Below are 17,331 nucleotides of genomic sequence, written 5' to 3'. Positions count from 1 at the left end.
CTCACGGCATTATAAACTAAAAAAAATACTTTTTATATAAATTGACAGTTAAACAGTATTTTTGGATGCTAAACTCAGCAATTTGCAACCTCAGAAAAAAGCCATATTAATTGCATTGTGCATTAGCATTGTGCTGATGCTGGCAAAATTTGTCGCCTATTTTATTACACATTCCAATGCCATACTTACCGATGCCGCAGAAAGTATTGTAAATGTACTGGCCAGCAGCTTTGCATTTTACAGTATTTACCTGGCTACTTTACCTAAAGATGAAAATCATCCTTACGGGCATGGAAAAGTAGAGTTTTTCTCTGCTTTTATAGAAGGTACACTCATTGCCATTGCGGGCATTATTATCGTCTTTAAGTCGGGCTACGACCTGATATATCCCAAACCCATTACACAGCTTTTTGAAGGTGCCAGTATTATCGGGGCCACAGGACTGGTTAATCTTTTCATAGGGTATTATCTGATCAATACCGGTAAAAAGCATAAATCCATTACCCTCGAAGCAGATGGAAAGCACCTCTTAACTGATGCCATTACCAGTGCAGGCCTGGTTATAGGAATTGTACTGATCAAGCTTACTGCAATTTACTGGATGGACAGTGTCATCTCTATGTTGCTGGGATTATATATCATTTACAATGGCTATAAGCTTACCAGAAGATCGGTAGGTGGATTAATGGATGAGAGCAATATCGACCTGGTAGAGACCATCATCAACATCCTGCAAAAAAACAGGAAAGAGCCCTGGATAGATGTACACAATTTAAGGGCACAGCAATATGGGGCAGACCTGCACATCGATTGCCACATTACCCTGCCTTATTATTTTGACCTGAACCAGGTACACCAGGAGATCTCGGAAATAGATAAAATGATCAATGGAAATGCAGATAGAAAGACGGAATTGTTTATCCATGCCGATCCTTGTCTGCCTGCCTGTTGTAATTATTGTAAAATGAAAGAATGTCCGGTAAGGCAGGAGCCTTTCAGGGGCGAGATTAAGTGGACAGTTGAAAACGCAACCAAGAACCAAAAACATTTTGACCAGTAATGAGCTATTTTAACGTTAGGGTATACGGTTTATTGATAAACCACAACAATCAGGTATTGGTTAGTGATGAGCAATCTGGTGGCCGCATTTTCAGTAAATTTCCCGGTGGCGGGCTCGAACTTGGCGAAGGTCTTATAGATGCATTAAAACGGGAATTTATGGAAGAATGTAATGCAGAAATTGAAGTGCTGGGTCATTTGTATACTACTGATTTTTATGAACAGTCGTCTTTTAATGATAGCCAGATACTGAGTATATATTACCTTGTAAGGTCGGTTGAGCCCCTAATGCTCAACTTCAAAACAAAGGCTTTTGATTTTGAGGATGGCGCTTTGCAATCGTTCAGATGGATTGACCTGGATAAACTTAAACCTGATGACGTAACCTTTAAAACGGATAAAACTGTGGTGGAAATATTATTGAAACAATACACGCTATGAGTTTGATAAACCGCGATGCACAGGTGATCTGGCATCCTTACACCCAAATGAAAAACCATTTACCACATGTTCCGATAGTTAGGGGCGAAGGGGTGTACCTTTTTGACGAAAAAGGCAAGAAATATATTGATGCAGTTTCCAGCTGGTGGGTAAATATCCATGGTCACGCACATCCGCATATTGCAGCAAAAGTAGCTGAACAGTTGAATACACTGGAGCATGTTATTTTTGCGGGTTTTACACATGAACCGGCAGTTCGGCTGGCCGAGCGGTTGCTGCCCTTGCTGCCTGGTGTACAGAAAAAAGTGTTTTATAGCGATAACGGATCTACAGCAGTAGAAGTAGCCTTAAAAATGTGTCTGCAATATTGGGTAAATACCACAAAAGAACCGCGTACCAAAATCATTGCCTTTAAAGACGCTTATCATGGTGATACCTTCGGGGCGATGTCTGTAAGCGGCCGCAGTATTTTTACAGAGCCCTTTAGTCCGCTGCTTTTTGATGTAGAGTTTGTTGAACTGCCTAATGCTCAAAATATAGAGCAGCTCAAATCCAAGATCAATTACCTTTCCAATGAAGTGGCCTGTTTTATTTTCGAACCTATGGTGCTTGGTGCCGGCGGCATGCTCATGTATGAAGCGATATATCTTGATCAGTTAATTGAAACCTGTCAGAAACATGGTATATTGACCATTGCAGATGAGGTGATGACAGGTTTTGGCCGTACAGGAAAGTATTTTTCTACCGAAGCATTGCAAACAGAACCAGATATATTTTGCCTTTCCAAAGGGCTCACCGGCGGTACTATGCCTTTAGGTGTTACCACCTGCAACAGCAAAATCTTTAATGCTTTTTTAAGTGATGACAAACTTAAAACCTTGTACCACGGACATTCGTTTACAGCCAATCCTGTTGCCTGTGCAGCCGCTTTGGCTAGTCTGGATATATTATTGCAGCCTGAAACCCTGCAAAACATTAAAAGAATAGAAAGCAGGCACCAGGTATTTTCTGAAAGCATTATCGGACATCCCAAGCTTAAAAATGTCAGGCAAAATGGTACTATACTGGTCATGGAATGGCAAACGGAAGGTGATACTTCTTATCTGAACGGCCTGCGCGACCGGCTTTACCTGTATTTTCTGGAACGTGGTATCATATTGCGTCCCCTGGGCAATATATTATATATTTTGCCACCTTATGTAATCAGTGATGAAGATCTGGCGTATATTTACCAAAATATTCTGACAGCCTTAGAAGAAATATAAAAGCCTAAATAAGAGATCAATGAACATTAAGCCGATCCTGGAAAGTATAGTTAATGACAATTTACTGCATGCAAAATGGTTAAATACCTTGTCATATATGGAAAATGCAGGTGCAAAAAAGATCTCCGCTTCCGAGCATAAAGAGCAGGTAAACCTGATCATCCTTAAACATGCCGCAGAAGAGCACCGCCATGCTTATTACCTGAAAAAACAATTGGAGAAGCTCGATGGTAACCTTTGTAAAACCTATACCAATGAGGAGCTGCTCACACCAAATCATACCAAGTTTTATTTAAATGCATTGGATGTCGCGGTTTGCCGTTATCTGAAACAGCATTTTAATTTGAGTGGCCACGAATTGAAATTTGCTGCCTACCTCTTTGTTACTTATGCCATAGAAGTACGTGCCGATGAACTGTATCCGGTATATCAGCAGGTTTTAACAAATGCCAAAAGCAAAGTAAATGTTAAATCGATCATCCTGGAAGAAGAAGGACACCTTGAAGAAATGCTCAACCAGCTTAAAACATTTTCTCCAGACTGGCAAAAACATGCCGAACTGGTGATTGGAATAGAACAGGAGATGTTTGACAGCTGGATCAGTAATCTGGGCGAGCAATTGCGCAATTAACTTTAAATTTCAATTACTTTTTCCGGTGTTATGGCGTAAAACCTGTCGCCTTCAGCTGCTGTTAAAAGCTTTAAACCGGTGAAAACGCTGAATGCTGGTAAAACTGCACAATGTAAGCCAAAATAAAAACAGGGAAATTTTAATCTTTGCCGGGCCTTACCATATAAGATCACCCCGGGGTGGATATGGCCCGAAATATTATAATACGCATCATAAGTTACAGGCTTATCGTGTATAAACCTGAACGGATATTGTAAAAATTCTTTATGGTGTACTTCTATACCCAAAGCCTCATAATCTTCATTCTTTAAATTGTCGTGGTTGCCTTTAACCAGTATCACTTTTAAGTCCGGATAACTAGTTCTCCATTGCATGAAAGCATTGGCATCACTGTTGATGTTATTGTGGAACATATCACCCGTAACCAGCAGTGTTTTTGGTGAAAATATGGTCATTAAATTGTTCAGCCGGTGCAGATCTGTCAGGCCCACTGTTGCCGGTACCTGAATGCCATGTTTTCTGAAATGTGCAGATTTACCAATATGGAGGTCACTTACAATCAATATTTGTTGTGCTTCCCAATATATGGCCCTTTCCTTATGCAATATTAAATTTTGCCCCCGGCAATTAATGTTCATGTCTTTTTTTATTTTTTTTCTCTGTTTCTGTGGTCATCCTTTGAATGCGCTGACTTAATTCTTCAGAACTCATGCTGTCCCTTAAACTGTCTACTTTAATTGGAAAACATAACGGCGTATAACTTTCCGGTTTGGTTACGATAAGTTTACTGTTTTGTATACGCTGTAAAGCAGCGGCCAGTCTGGGTTCTTCAATCTGCTGATAAAAAGCTTCATCATAGGCCTGTCGCAGTAGCAAATTGTGATGGTCGTAATCGCTAAATACATTAAAAAACAAGGCTGCCGAAGATTGTAAATGTTTATTTGCAATGTACTTTCCTGGGAAACCCTGAAATACCAGCCCTGAAATGCAGGCGATGTCCCTGAATTTGCGTCTTGCCATTTCTGTGGCATTGATGCTGGCCACAATATCTTCCGCCAGGTTTTTCGGACTGAACAAGTTTTTAATGTCGTTTTCTTCCACAGGGATGGGTTGTTCACTCAACAGCTCAAAACCATAATCATTCATGGCTATAGAAAAAGAAATAGGGGTGGTTTTGCCCAGACGGTAAGCAATCAGTGCCGCCATGATTTCATGTACCTGCCGGCCTTCAAAAGGATAAGCAAACAGGTGATGTCCATCTTTTGTGGCAATCAGTTCTATCAGGAATTCATCGTCCCTGGGTACATGAGATACTTTTTCCTGTTTTTGAAATAAAGGAAAAATGAAGTCCAGTTCTATATCCTGATGTGTTTTGTAAAGCGTTTCATTGTATTTTTTTCGCAATATGGCACCCAGGTTGGCAGTTAATGAGATGCGGCCACCCATCCAGCTGGGGGTAATGGCCCTTTTCACTTTACTTTTGCGTACCACAACTGTCATCTCTTTGACCATAATAAATTCAAGTACCCTTCCGGCCAGTGTAAAACTGCTACCAGGTTTCATCCTTGCAATAAACGATTCTTCGATCATGCCGATATATCCACCCGTAATGAATTTAACTTTCAACATCGGATCGCTCACTATAGTGCCGATGTGCAGGCGATGGCGCATGGCTGTCTGCCTGCTTTCTACTTTCCAAAGTCCATCAACCAGGCTCACCTTACTAAATTCATTGTAAGCGGTTAAACTGTCACCTCCGGTAGTAATAAACTGCATGATCCAGCTCCATTCCTGCGGCAGCAATTCACTAAAAGCATAAGTTTCTTTCACTTCAAAAAAAAGCCTGGCTTCATCAAAGCCATCGCCAACGGCAAGTGTAACCAGGTACTGGATCAGCGTGTCAAAAGCCATGACGACAGGTTCACGGCTTTCTATATCCTGCGTTTTTGCAGCCTCTTTAATGGCGGCTGCTTCTACCAGTTCCAGGGCATGTGTGGGTAAAAAATAAATGGTCGATGTTTCGTAAGGTGAGTGTCCGCTGCGCCCGGCCCGCTGTAAAAAACGGGCTACCCCTTTGGGCGAGCCGATCTGTACCACCGTATCTACAGGCTTAAAATCTACACCCAGATCTAAGGATGAAGTGCTGATCACTGCTTTCAGGGAGCCTGAATGGAGTGCGTCTTCAATCCAGTTCCTTAGCTCGTAGTCGATAGAACCATGATGGATGGCCAACAGGCCTGCCAGGTTTTCATCCAGGGCCAGCAAGGTCTGGTACCAGAGTTCAGCCTGGCCCCGGGTATTGGTAAATATCAGTGTGGTTTTACTTTTGTAAATTATGGGCAACAGTTTCTCTGCCAGTTTATGTCCAAGGTGTCCGGCCCATGGCAATAGATCAATATGGTCCGGTAAAATAGAACGGATGTCAATTTTCTTTTCAAGGTCGGCCTTAACAATGGTCTTCGGTACATCGGGATAAGGTACCAGCACTTCCATGGCCTGTTCCATATTACCGATAGTGGCCGATATGCCCCATATCCGGAGTAACCTTTCCGGATGCCTTTCTTTCAGCAGGCCTTTGATCCTGGATATGCCCAGTTCGGTCATTACCCCGCGTTTGCTGCCCAAAAGCTCGTGCCATTCATCGGCCACAATACATTGCAGCTGGTCAAAATAGCTATGCGTATTTTTCTGGGCAAGCAATAAATGGATGCTTTCCGGGGTAATGATCAATACCTCTGGCATTGCTTTTTTTTGTTTCAGTTTTTCATTTTGCGGGGTATCGCCGTTGCGTACGCCAATATGCCAGTCCAATTCCAGTTCCATGCAAACCTCACGCATGGCACGGGCCAGGTCTTTTGCCAATGAACGGAGTGGGGTAATCCACATTAATTTTAATCCGGAAGTCCGTTTTACCATTGCTTTCTTTTTAGCCTGCCGTTTTTCCAGACCGGCCCGGGTATTCAGCTCATCAATTACAGCTGCTAGAAAAATAGAAAAGGTTTTACCAAATCCGGTAGGTGCATTTACCAGGCCGCTGTACCCCTCGGCATAATATTGCCAGGCATCTGTCTGGAATTTAAAGGGCTTTTTCCTGTTGCTTTTCAGCCATTTAATTACCTGTTTGTATCCTTTACTTGTTTCCAGTTTCATCTTTCAAAATAAGCAGGGGTCTGCACTGTAAATTTAAGCTTTGGCAGGCAATAATGTAGCCTGAAGCAATTGCTTTAAATCATCAAGGGTATTGATCTCATCTGCTTTCTTGTCCTTTCTCCATCGGGCAATACGCGGAAACCTGAGGGCCAGACCTGCTTTGTGCCTTTTGCTTTCTGCTATTCCTTCAAATGCAATTTCAAATACCAGTTCCGGTCTAACAGTTCTTACCGGGCCAAATTTTTCAATTGCATTTTTTACAACAAAAGCGTTTACTTCTTTAATTTCTTTGTCTGTTAATCCGGAATAAGCTTTTGCTACCGTAACCAGTTTTTCCCCATCGCGGACAGCAAAAGTATAATCGGTAAAAAAGCTGGCCCTGCGGCCACTGCCTTTCTGGGCGTAGATCATTACAGTATCCACTGTATAAGGGTTTATTTTCCATTTCCACCAGTCGCCGCGCTTCCTGCCACTGTGGTATAAGGAATCCATTTTTTTTAACATGATGCCTTCACGGTTGATATCCCTCGATATGGTTCTGAGTTTTGCCAGTTGCGCCCAGCTTTTAAATTCAATAACCGGCGACAGGAGCACTACATGTTTAGTGAGCAGATCTTCAATAGTTTTTGTCAGCAGTTCCCGGCGCAGACTTAAGGCATCTGATCTTAAATCTCTTCCCTTATGCTCCAAAAGGTCGTATGTAAAGAATCCTATCGGGGCGTCGCTTAGCTGGGCCTTACTGATGGTTTTTCTGTTTAGCCTTTGTTGCAGCAAGCTAAATGCCTGTACTTTTCCATCTTTTACAGAAAGTATTTCTCCATCCAGTACTGTTCCATCCTCCAGCTCATCTTTTAAAAAGTGCAGCTCCGGGAATTGCTCAGTTACCAGCTCCTCGCCCCGCGACCAGATAAAAAGCTCGCCATTGCGTTTTACAATTTGTCCGCGTATGCCATCCCATTTCCATTCTGCCTGCCATTCCAAAGGTTCGCCCAGTGCACCTGGTTCCGCTTCAAGCGCATATGCCAGGCAAAAAGGGTAGGGCCAGGAGCTGTCGGTATTCACATGAGCCCCTGCCATCAGGTCCTGGTAACTGATCTGCGAGGGTTCCCATTTGCCCATAATGCTGTGCATGATTTTACTGCTTTCTGTACCGGTTTGTCTGGCCAGTGCATTGACCAGCATTTTGCCGGATACACCTATTCTGAAATTGCCAGATATCAGTTTGTTAAAAATGAAACGTTCCTGTGTTTCCAGGCTATCCCAGGCTTTTAAAATGAAAGTTTTTTTATCGTCATCATCTTTGCCGTTCAGTAAAGCCAGCTCATTGATCCATTCATGGAGTTTCCTTGTGCTAAGTTCCGATGCAGGCGGGAGCACCAGGGCAATGGTCTCACTCAGGTCGCCCACATTGTGGTAACACTCTGAAAAAAGCCATTCCGGAATTCCGCTCAATGCTGTGGCCCATTGCCTGATCAAGGCGGTGCTTACCGGTCTTTTAGGTCTTTTTCCGGTAAACATGGCAATTACATAAGGTTTATCCAGTTCATCAGCTTCATTAAAATAGTCAACCAGCGCGGCAATTTTGTCGTTGGTCTTATTGCTCATTTCCAGCTGTTGTATGAGTTTAGTGAAACGCTTCATCGTCATCTTCGTTACCGTATTGGGTTTTTACTTCTTCCGCTTCAATGCCAATTTCATTAAGGTACTTTGCGAACGTAGCACTGTAGCCATGCGTTACAAACACTTTTTCTGCTTCAGTTGCCTTAATGGCCGATAATAAGCCAGGCCAGTCGGCATGATCACTTAAGGCAAAACCGGCATCGGCACTTCTCCATCTTCTGCCCGCCCTTACCTGCATCCAGCCCGAGCATACCCCCGTAGCTGCGTTGCTTAAGGTTTTTATCCAGCGCCCTTCTGCAAGTGCAGGAGGCACAATCACTATTCCTTTTTGGAGTTCCTCTTTGCTGGTTTCAGCGGTGACCCTTATTGTTTCCGGCAAATTTACTCCGGCTGTTTTAAAAGCATCATTTAAATTGGCAATGGAGTTGTGGACATACACAGGGCGATAGCCTGCAAGTCCGGCTACGAGCCGTTGCGCCTTGCCTAAGCTGTAAGCAACCAGTACGCTGGTTTTCTGTTTATCCTGATTGCCGGATATCCATTCCCTGATCTGATCCAGTATCAGCTGCTGCGGCTGCCATTTGTATATGGGAAGCCCAAATGTGCTTTCAGATACAAAGGTGTTACATTTAACAGGTTCGAAAGCAGTACTGATGCCATCATCAGTTACCTTATAATCGCCGGATACCACGCATACCTCCCCTTTATATTCGAGCCTGACCTGGGCCGAGCCAATTACATGGCCTGCCGGAAAGAGGCTTATTTTAACCCCGTTGATGCTGATTTCTTTACCATAAGGAAGTGTTTCTATGTTTAGCTCGCCAAGCCGCTGTTTCAGGATAGGGCTTGTCAGCTCGTGACATAAATAAGCGTTGCTACCCCATTTTACGTGGTCTGAATGGCCATGAGTAGTAACCGCAAGGTTAACCGGACGCCATGGGTCGATATAAAAATCACCCTGTTTGCAGTAAACTCCTTTATTCGTAAAGCTGATCAGTCCCATTTTTTATCAACAAATATTTATTGGATAAGTTTTTTTGTCCTGACAACAGACTTTTTTGATATTACATTTTTGTTTAAATAACTTTTATTTAATATTGTATTAAGCTTAATAATTATTTAATATTCTTTTAAAGTATTTAAAATACTTTCGCTTTTGCAGGACAGTGCATAACAGTTGTTAATCTTATACTTAATAATTTAGATTAACCAAATAAAAAACCATGACAAAAAATCTTTACACCACGTTGTATCGCCATAGGCGGTACGCCCCCCTTTAAATGTTTTTAATATATAATCGCCTTTAAATCATGAATTAAACCCTTTGAACTGGGGTGTTACTCCCTCCTTATTAAAGGTCCGTTCATCCTAAATAGTCCAATGTGTTCATACACAATTTCAAAATTATATGAGAAAACAAATACTAACTTTCATAATGTTACAAATGTTTGCCTTTGCTTATATGTCCCGTATAAGTCCGGCCTACAGTAAAATAAAACCCGGTAATGCGGCTGTTTTTAAAAAGAATAAACCAGTTCCAATTCTTTCAAGAAAGGATATTACCGGAACCGTGCGCGATTCTGTTGGTGTAATGCCAGGTGTATCGGTTAAAATTAAGGGAAGTACAAATGGTACTACTACAGATGGGAACGGAAGGTATATTTTAAACGTACCTGATGAGGGCGCCAGTCTGGTATTCTCTATGGTGGGCTATGCCACACAGGAAATCCCGGTAAGTGGAAAAACGGTGATCAATGTTACCCTTAAACCTTCACAAAATGCATTGGATGAGGTAGTAGTGGTGGCTTTTGGGACCCAGAAAAAAACAGATATGGTGGGTTCGGTTACTTCCATCAGTGCAAAAGATCTGAAGGTTCCTTCCAGCAACCTGACTACTGCACTGGCGGGCCGCGCGGCGGGGATCATTGCTTACCAGCGGAGTGGGGAACCCGGACAGGATAATGCAGATTTCTTTGTCAGGGGCATTACCACTTTTGGCAGCAATACCAAACCGCTGATCCTGATAGATGGGATGGAGCTGACCTCGACAGACCTGGCCAGGCTTCAGCCGGATGATATTGCCAGCTTTTCCATCTTAAAAGACGCTACTTCTACTGCTGTATATGGCGCAAGGGGGGCTAACGGGATTATCCTGGTTACCACCAAACAGGGGGCGGTCGGCAAAGCAAAACTGGCCCTGCGTCTGGAAAATTCTGTTTCCAGTGCAACTAAAGACCTGGAACTGGCTGATCCGATCACTTATATGCAACTTTCTAATGAAGCCATTTTAACCCGTAACCCACTCGGAACCCTGTTGTACTCGGAAGAAAAGATTGCCAACACCATTGCTGGTAAAAACCCGCTAGTATACCCGGCCAACGACTGGAAGAAAATGATGTTTAAAGACAATGCCATCACACAACGTGCCAATCTGAGCATTAGTGGTGGCGGTGGTGTGGCCAAATACTTTGTTTCGGGTGCCTATAATAAGGACAACGGAATGCTGAATGTAGACAACCGCAACAATTACAACAACAACATAGACCTTAAAAGTTATACGCTGCGTTCAAATGTGACCATCGACGTAACCAAATCAACTGAAATGATTGTGCGTTTAAGTGGAAACTTTGACGATTATACGGGGCCAATTGATGGCGGTTCGGGCATGTACAGAAAAGTGATGCGTTCCAATCCAACTTTGTTCCCGGCTTATTTTCCTATTGATGAGCAGCATAAATTTGTAAAACACATCATGTACGGGAATTTTGGTGCAGGAAATTACCTGAACCCATATGCCGATATGACTAAGGGCTATAAAGATTATTCCCGGTCGCTCATGCTGGCGCAACTTGAAGTAAAGCAGGATCTCGCCGCACTTACCCCGGGCCTTTCTTTCCGTACCATGTTAAATACCAACAGGACTTCCTATTTTGATGTGAGCAGATCGTATAATCCTTATTTATACACGCTTGGAGGTTACGACCAGCTGAACAATACCTACGCAATAACCAATTTAAATGAAGAGACCGGTACAGAATACCTGGGCTATAGTGAAGGTGAAAAACAGGTAGAAACCTCTTTTTATCTGGAATCTATGTTCAATTACAGCCGTAACTTTGATAAGCATGGTTTAAATGGTTTATTGGTGTACCGGATGATGGAAAACAGGGTGGCCAATGCCGGAGATCTGCAGGAATCACTGCCTTTCAGGAACCTGGGGCTTTCTGGAAGGGCAACTTATTCTTATGACAACCGGTATTTTGCCGAATTTAACTTTGGTTACAATGGATCCGAACGTTTCCATGAGTCCAAACGTTTCGGCTTTTTTCCGGCAGGAGGGGTAGCCTGGAACATTTCCAATGAAAAATTCTTTAAAGAGCTTAAACCTATATTCAGCAATTTAAAGTTAAGGGCAACTTACGGTTTAATTGGTAATGATGCCATCGGCGATAAAAAAGACCGTTTTTTTTACCTCTCTAATGTAAATATGAATACCGCTGCAAGGGCTGCTGTTTTTGGTAACGGACAGGGCCCAATGTTTTCTTTAAACGGTGTTTCGGTATCCAGGTACTCCAATGCCGACATCAGCTGGGAAACCGCAACCAAGAAGAACTTTGCGCTCGAGATCGGTTTATTTAACAAAGTAAACATCCAGGCAGAGTATTATACTGAAATGCGCGACAATATTCTGATGACCCGCTCAGTTCCGGTAACTGTGGGCCTATCGGCCCCGGTAAGGGCCAATGTGGGTAAGGCCAGTGGCAAGGGAACGGATATATCTGTTGATTATACCGAGAATTTAAGCAATGGGATGTGGTTATCGGCAAGAGGAAATTTTACTTATGCCAGCAGTAAATACCTGGTTTATGAAGAACCCCAGTACAATGAATTTTATCGCAGCCATGTAGGTTATCCGTTGAACCAAACCTACGGTTATATTGCTGAACGTTTATTTGTTGATGATGCCGAAGCATTGAACTCACCTAAACAAAACTTTGGGGAGTATGGGGGCGGAGACATCAAGTATACCGATGTGAACCGTGATGGTCAGATCACTGATGCAGATAAAGTGCCGATTGGTAACCCTACAGTTCCTCAGATCATTTATGGTTTTGGTTTTTCTATGGGCATTAAAAACTTCGACTTCAGTGGATTTTTCCAGGGGCTGGCCAACGAATCTTTCTGGATAGATGCAGAGGCAACTGCGCCATTTGCCAATTACAGGACACAAACGGAAATTGACAATGGCACACTTGCGGGCAAGGTGCTCAACAACCAGTTGTTAAAGGCTTATGCCGATAGCCACTGGTCTGAAGACAACCGCAATGTATACGCTTTATGGCCAAGGTTAAGTCCGGAGGTCAATCAGAACAATGCACAAACCAATACCTGGTTTATGCGCGATGGTTCCTTTCTGCGCCTGAAAACAGTGGAAGTAGGGTATACCTTACCTAAAAGCTGGCAAAAAAGGGTGCGAGCCAGTACTTTCAGGGTATATGCCAGCGCAACCAACCTGTTAACCTTCAGTAAGTTTAAGTTATGGGATGTAGAAATGGGTGGAAACGGTTTGGGCTACCCGCTGCAAAAAGTATTTAACCTGGGTGTAAACATTACTTTCAATTAATAAGTCATGATGAAAAAATATATAACCAAAGGCCTGCTTGTTATCCTTGTTTTAGCAACGCTAAGTTCCTGTAAAAAGTACCTGGATGTTGTTCCTGATAATGTGGCTACCATAGAAAATGCCTTCACCATGCGCAGTCAGGCGCAAAAATTCTTGTTTACCTGTTATTCTTATATGCCTAAAGAAGGTGACCTTACCGATGATCCGGGGATTCTTTCCGGTGATGAGATATGGGATGTTCCTACCAAAGGTGCTTACTTTTTTATCGCCAGAGGCTTTCAAAAAACGATCAGCCCCTATGGCGACAGGTGGACCAATCTTTACCGTGCATTGCGCGACTGTAATATTTTTCTTGAAAATGTAGGAAAAGTACCAGACCTGAATGAAGAAGAAAGGGCACGCTGGATTGCAGAGGTGAAATTTTTAAAAGCCTATTACCATTTTTATCTGGTACGCATGTATGGGCCAATCCCATTGATAAAAACCAATTTGTCTATTGATGCAGAAGCAAATGTAACCAGGGTTACAAGAGATCCGGTTGATTCCTGCTTCAGCTATATCAAGCAACTGCTTGATGAAGCCAGTCCCTCACTTCCGCCAATTGTACTGAATCCTACCACCGAGGCCGGACGAATTACCCAGCCCATTGCACTGGCGCTTAAAGCCAAGGTGCTGGTAACAGCTGCAAGTCCGCTTTTTAACGGAAATACTGATCAGTCGACCCTTAAAAACCCTGATGGTACCCAGCTCTTTAACCCTACCTATTCAAAAGCCAAATGGGACACTGCAGCGGTGGCCTGTAAAAAGGCCATAGAACTGTGCCATTCAGTAGGAATGAAGTTGTATGTATATAATCCAGATTTTCAGCAGTTTAACCTTACCAGTACCATTAAAACGCAAATGAACATCAGGAACAGTTTTGCCGAGAAATGGAACAGCGAGATCATCTGGGCAAACACGCAAACCCTGGTGGCAAATGCAACACTGCAGGTTCTGGCTGCCACCTGGTGGGACCCACTATTGCTTGACAATTCTGCTATCCGCGGTGAATTCTCTCCGCCTTTAAAAATTGTAGAGCAGTTTTACACCAAAAATGGGGTACCGATTACCGAAGATAAAACATGGGATTACAATGGCAGGTATGGTTTACGTACTGCGGTTGAAAGCGAAAAGCTGTACATCAAAAAAGACTTTGAGACGGCAAAACTGAATTTCGACAGGGAGCCAAGATTTTATGCCGATCTGGGCTTTGATGGGGGTATTTGGTATGGTCAGGGAAAATATGACGACAGCCAGGACCTGTTTTATCTGCAGGCTAAATTTAAGCAAAGAAATGGAGTAGGTAAACCTAATTATGGTACAGTAACAGGATATTACGTAAAAAAATATGTGCATTTCCAAAATGTGATGGTCGCCGCATCCTATTCTACAAATCCATTTCCATGGCCGGTAATCCGTTTGTCCGATCTATACTTGCTGTATTCAGAAGCTTTGAACGAATCGTTGGCAGCACCTGATGCCGAAGTGTACAAATACATTAACCTGATCCGTGCGCGTGCAGGTTTGAACAGTGTCGAATCATCATGGACCAATTTTTCCAGTAATCCTTCAAAATATACCAATAAAGACGGCATGCGAGAAATCATTCATCAGGAAAGGAAAATAGAGTTTGTATTTGAGTCTCAAAGGCTTTGGGATTTGCGCCGCTGGAAAGAGGCAGCTAAAGAGCTGAACCAACCGATTACCACCTGGGACCTGGGGCAGGAAACATCGGCCGGATATTACAGACCGGTGATCCTGTTTAACCAGACATTCGGTTCAAAGGATTATTTCTGGCCAATTAGTGAAGCCAACATTACTGCCAACAGAAACATCGTCCAGAATTTAGGCTGGTAAAAGTTATTCTATGTATAACCATCATTTTATAAACAAAATAAAGATGAAGAAACTATATTTTATCACATCAGTTTTAATTGCCTCTTTATTGTACGGCTGTGCAAAAGAGGAAAGAGAAGACCATATAGACCCCAATGCACCTGCGCCTGCTCAAATCAGTAATGTTACGGTAAAGGCCCAGCCTGGAGGGGCAAAGCTTTCCTATAAGATTCCCCAGGATGCTAATCTGGCGTATGTAAAGGCAGTATATGAAATACAGTCCGGTGTTTTCAGGGAAGCAAAATCGTCTATATATGCAGATACACTAGCTTTGGTTGGTTTCGGTGATACCAGGGAACATGAAGTAAAAGTATATAGTGTTGGGAAAAATGAAAAAGAATCGGCACCTGTACTGGTCAAAGTTATACCTCAAACCCCGCCCGTACAGTCTGTATTTTCAACGCTGGACCTGGTTTCTACCTTTGGCGGTGTAACGGTAAGTTTTGATAACCTGACAAAAGCCAATCTGGCTATAGAAGTAATGGTAGATACGACCGGACAAAATACCTGGGCCCCGGTAAGTACCTATTATACCGCTGCAGTAAAAGGAAAATTCTCGGCCAGGGGAATGAAAAGCGAGGAGAAAAAATTTGCCGTATATCTGCGTGATCGCTGGAACAACAAATCGGATACCCTGACAAAAATGCTGAGCCCTAAATATGAAACACAAATACCAAAAACAGGCTGGGTGTCTATGCAAATGAAATTAGACTCCTGGCAACCGGTAAACTCCGGTTACAGTGTGTCCAAAATATGGGATGGCAAATGGGCGGTGCTAACCGGCGATAGCTTTGCTTCGCCAAATGGTTCCCCGCTACCTTCCTGGTTTAGTATAGACTTGGGCAAGAAGGTACTGCTCAGCAGGTTTAAGGAACATCAGGCACCTACTTCACATTTATATACAGGTTCGGCTGTAAAGAAGTTTGAACTGTGGGGTTCAAATGCACCAAGTCAGGATGGTAGCTTTGATGGCTGGGTGTTATTGGGCGCATTTGAATCTTTTAGACCTTCAGGATTGCCGTTGGGAACACCGGCTACAGCTGAGGATAAAAACTATGGTAACTTTCTGGGTGAGGACTTTATGTTTGAAGAAACACCGCCCGCTGTACGTTACCTGCGCTGGAAAACCATAGAAACCTATAGCAGTACCGGACAGATCGTTATCGCCGAACTTACCTTATTTGGCGAGATACAACCTTAATGTTCATCATAAACATAAATATAAAGTAATGAAGAAAATATATCGTTATACCGTAATGCTTGCCCTTGCTGTTTGTGTGCTGGGTAGTTGCAAAAAGATGGACGAGGTTTATAAAGATTTCATCGTTCCGGGTGGGCTCACTTATGCAGGCCGGGTAACCAGTCCTGTAATCCAGTCTGGCCGTCAAAGAATTAAAATTTCCTGGTTAAGAGGTGCAGATCCCAATGTAAACCTGGCCAGGATTTTCTGGAACAATTATAAAGATTCGGTGAATGTGCCCATTCCGGCAACAGGGGATACCATTAGTGTCATCATCGGTAACCTGGAAGAAAAGCCCTATACTTTTGTGGCGCGAACTTATGACAATAAAGGCAACAAATCTGTACCTGTAGAGTTGTTGGCCGAAAGCTTTGGCGACAAATATCAGTCTTTTTTGGTTACCCGACCGGTGGTTCAGAGTGAAAATTCGGGTACGGTACTAACCATTAACTGGAGCAATGCCAACAAAAGTGGCGGGGCTTATGTAACCGAGGTAGAGTATACCAATACAGCCAATGTAACAGCCGTTAAGCGTTTCAGTGTAGATGAACTGTCTTCAGTAATTTCAGATTATAAGCCAGGTACCACTTACAGGTACAGAACTGAATACCGTCCGGGTGCCAGTATAGATCCTTTTTATACAGGTTATACCACGCAGATTGTTGCTTTTAAAATACCGAAAGCAGGACTTGTGGTTACGGCCGATTCTTTTGCGGCCACATCTCAGCTCGCTAATGGCGGCGGCCCTCCGGGATATGCCTTTGATGATGATCTGAATACCTTCTGGCATACCCACCATACACCGGCACCGGTTCCCACCTTTCCACATTGGCTGATGGTTGACCTGAAGAAAAACTACAACATCACCAGGGTTGAGCTGGTGTGCAGGGCAGGTGCTACAGGAGTAACCAATAGCTTTACCATATTTACCCTGCAGGGAAGCCTGAACGGTACAACCTGGACGGATTATGAATCGTATACCCTGGTGCAGAAAGACCAGGCTCAAAGCTTTGCGCTTAAGAGCATACCAAAAATGCGCTATTTCAGGATTTATGCAACAGCAGGAGGCGCGGTACATACCAGTTTGGCAGAGTTTACCGTATTCGGATATGAATAAAGTACTGTTTCCCGAAAGGTGACAATGTGCTGGGCTGAAAGAGTGCTCAGTGAGGTTTGGGTTGGGTTTTGTTGGGCTAAAGTACCCCTTAGCCCAACAAACCCCAACCAAGCCTTCAACAAACCTTGAATTAATATACCATTGCTGTGTAAGAATTCCCTATAGTCTTTTCGATAATTCTTAATAATATACCCGATATTTGAACTTAGGCTGGTCTGCAGACTGAGCTTTAACCACAGGTAAGAGTAA

At 43.2% G+C, this 17,331-nt stretch carries 12 protein-coding genes; 8 read left to right on the top strand and 4 right to left on the bottom strand.

Translation table 11 applies throughout. The annotated features are described in order from the left end of the window. The first annotated feature begins 82 nt into the window (after positions 1 to 82). From PHEP_RS12735 to PHEP_RS12720, 4 genes are read left to right on the top strand one after another with little or no spacing between them, the layout of a single operon-like run. Positions 83 to 1,060: a cation diffusion facilitator family transporter gene (locus tag PHEP_RS12735; RefSeq protein WP_036674598.1), complete on the top strand. Its 978-nt coding sequence runs from the start codon at positions 83 to 85 to the stop codon at positions 1,058 to 1,060. Beyond that, entirely contained in the window at positions 1,060 to 1,500 is a 441-nt protein-coding gene (locus PHEP_RS12730) for an NUDIX domain-containing protein (RefSeq protein WP_015808383.1), read from the top strand. The genes PHEP_RS12735 and PHEP_RS12730 overlap by 1 nt, the downstream gene beginning before the upstream one ends. Then, entirely contained in the window at positions 1,497 to 2,765 is a 1,269-nt protein-coding gene (bioA, locus tag PHEP_RS12725; RefSeq protein WP_015808382.1) for an adenosylmethionine--8-amino-7-oxononanoate transaminase, read from the top strand. The genes PHEP_RS12730 and bioA overlap by 4 nt, the downstream gene beginning before the upstream one ends. 19 nt (positions 2,766 to 2,784) lie before the next feature. Then, positions 2,785 to 3,396, top strand: coding sequence for a hypothetical protein (locus PHEP_RS12720; RefSeq protein ID WP_015808381.1), 612 nt, complete (start codon positions 2,785 to 2,787; stop codon positions 3,394 to 3,396). A 2-nt stretch (positions 3,397 to 3,398) separates the two neighbouring features. On the opposite strand, the gene pdeM is transcribed toward PHEP_RS12720, so the two are convergent. Genes pdeM through PHEP_RS12700 form a run of 4 tightly spaced genes read right to left on the bottom strand, consistent with a single transcriptional unit; the run spans position 3,399 to position 9,169 of the window. Beyond that, positions 3,399 to 4,034 (bottom strand): ligase-associated DNA damage response endonuclease PdeM, encoded by a 636-nt coding sequence (pdeM, locus tag PHEP_RS12715; protein ID WP_015808380.1) that lies wholly within the window; start codon positions 4,032 to 4,034, stop codon positions 3,399 to 3,401. Further along, on the bottom strand, positions 4,024 to 6,546 hold the full coding sequence (locus PHEP_RS12710) for a ligase-associated DNA damage response DEXH box helicase (protein ID WP_015808379.1): 2,523 nt from the start codon (positions 6,544 to 6,546) through the stop codon (positions 4,024 to 4,026). The genes pdeM and PHEP_RS12710 overlap by 11 nt, the downstream gene beginning before the upstream one ends. 33 nt (positions 6,547 to 6,579) lie before the next feature. Further along, on the bottom strand, positions 6,580 to 8,187 hold the full coding sequence (locus PHEP_RS12705) for an ATP-dependent DNA ligase (protein ID WP_015808378.1): 1,608 nt from the start codon (positions 8,185 to 8,187) through the stop codon (positions 6,580 to 6,582). Further along, on the bottom strand, positions 8,171 to 9,169 hold the full coding sequence (locus PHEP_RS12700) for a ligase-associated DNA damage response exonuclease (RefSeq protein ID WP_015808377.1): 999 nt from the start codon (positions 9,167 to 9,169) through the stop codon (positions 8,171 to 8,173). Before PHEP_RS12700 ends, PHEP_RS12705 begins: the two co-directional genes overlap by 17 nt. A 441-nt stretch (positions 9,170 to 9,610) precedes the next feature. On the opposite strand from PHEP_RS12700, the gene PHEP_RS12695 reads away from it, so the two are divergent. Genes PHEP_RS12695 through PHEP_RS12680 form a run of 4 tightly spaced genes read left to right on the top strand, consistent with a single transcriptional unit; the run spans position 9,611 to position 17,082 of the window. Further along, complete coding sequence (locus PHEP_RS12695) at positions 9,611 to 12,790, top strand: SusC/RagA family TonB-linked outer membrane protein (protein WP_244862612.1); 3,180 nt, start codon at positions 9,611 to 9,613, stop codon at positions 12,788 to 12,790. A 6-nt stretch (positions 12,791 to 12,796) separates the two neighbouring features. Beyond that, positions 12,797 to 14,686, top strand: coding sequence for a RagB/SusD family nutrient uptake outer membrane protein (locus PHEP_RS12690; protein ID WP_015808375.1), 1,890 nt, complete (start codon positions 12,797 to 12,799; stop codon positions 14,684 to 14,686). Between the two features lie 43 nt (positions 14,687 to 14,729). Then, entirely contained in the window at positions 14,730 to 15,926 is a 1,197-nt protein-coding gene (locus PHEP_RS12685; protein ID WP_143715745.1) for a DUF5000 domain-containing lipoprotein, read from the top strand. Between the two features lie 28 nt (positions 15,927 to 15,954). Beyond that, on the top strand, positions 15,955 to 17,082 hold the full coding sequence (locus PHEP_RS12680; RefSeq protein WP_015808373.1) for a DUF4998 domain-containing protein: 1,128 nt from the start codon (positions 15,955 to 15,957) through the stop codon (positions 17,080 to 17,082). The last annotated feature ends 249 nt before the right edge of the window (positions 17,083 to 17,331 follow it).

Source organism: Pedobacter heparinus DSM 2366 (genome assembly GCF_000023825.1).
Lineage (GTDB): Bacteria > Bacteroidota > Bacteroidia > Sphingobacteriales > Sphingobacteriaceae > Pedobacter > Pedobacter heparinus.
This window is presented reverse-complemented; position numbering and strand designations above follow the sequence as displayed.

Excerpts from the sequence above, each read along its gene's own strand:
- PHEP_RS12690 (WP_015808375.1), top strand. The coding sequence starts at position 12,797 with ATGATGAAAAAATATATAACCAAAGGCCTGCTTGTTATCCTTGTTTTA.
- PHEP_RS12695 (WP_244862612.1), top strand. The coding sequence starts at position 9,611 with ATGTTTGCCTTTGCTTATATGTCCCGTATAAGTCCGGCCTACAGTAAA.
- PHEP_RS12700 (WP_015808377.1), bottom strand. The coding sequence starts at position 9,169 with ATGGGACTGATCAGCTTTACGAATAAAGGAGTTTACTGCAAACAGGGT.
- PHEP_RS12730 (WP_015808383.1), top strand. The coding sequence starts at position 1,060 with ATGAGCTATTTTAACGTTAGGGTATACGGTTTATTGATAAACCACAAC.
- PHEP_RS12710 (WP_015808379.1), bottom strand. The coding sequence starts at position 6,546 with ATGAAACTGGAAACAAGTAAAGGATACAAACAGGTAATTAAATGGCTG.
- PHEP_RS12720 (WP_015808381.1), top strand. The coding sequence starts at position 2,785 with ATGAACATTAAGCCGATCCTGGAAAGTATAGTTAATGACAATTTACTG.
- bioA (WP_015808382.1), top strand. The coding sequence starts at position 1,497 with ATGAGTTTGATAAACCGCGATGCACAGGTGATCTGGCATCCTTACACC.
- pdeM (WP_015808380.1), bottom strand. The coding sequence starts at position 4,034 with ATGAACATTAATTGCCGGGGGCAAAATTTAATATTGCATAAGGAAAGG.
- PHEP_RS12685 (WP_143715745.1), top strand. The coding sequence starts at position 14,730 with ATGAAGAAACTATATTTTATCACATCAGTTTTAATTGCCTCTTTATTG.
- PHEP_RS12680 (WP_015808373.1), top strand. The coding sequence starts at position 15,955 with ATGAAGAAAATATATCGTTATACCGTAATGCTTGCCCTTGCTGTTTGT.
- PHEP_RS12705 (WP_015808378.1), bottom strand. The coding sequence starts at position 8,187 with ATGAAGCGTTTCACTAAACTCATACAACAGCTGGAAATGAGCAATAAG.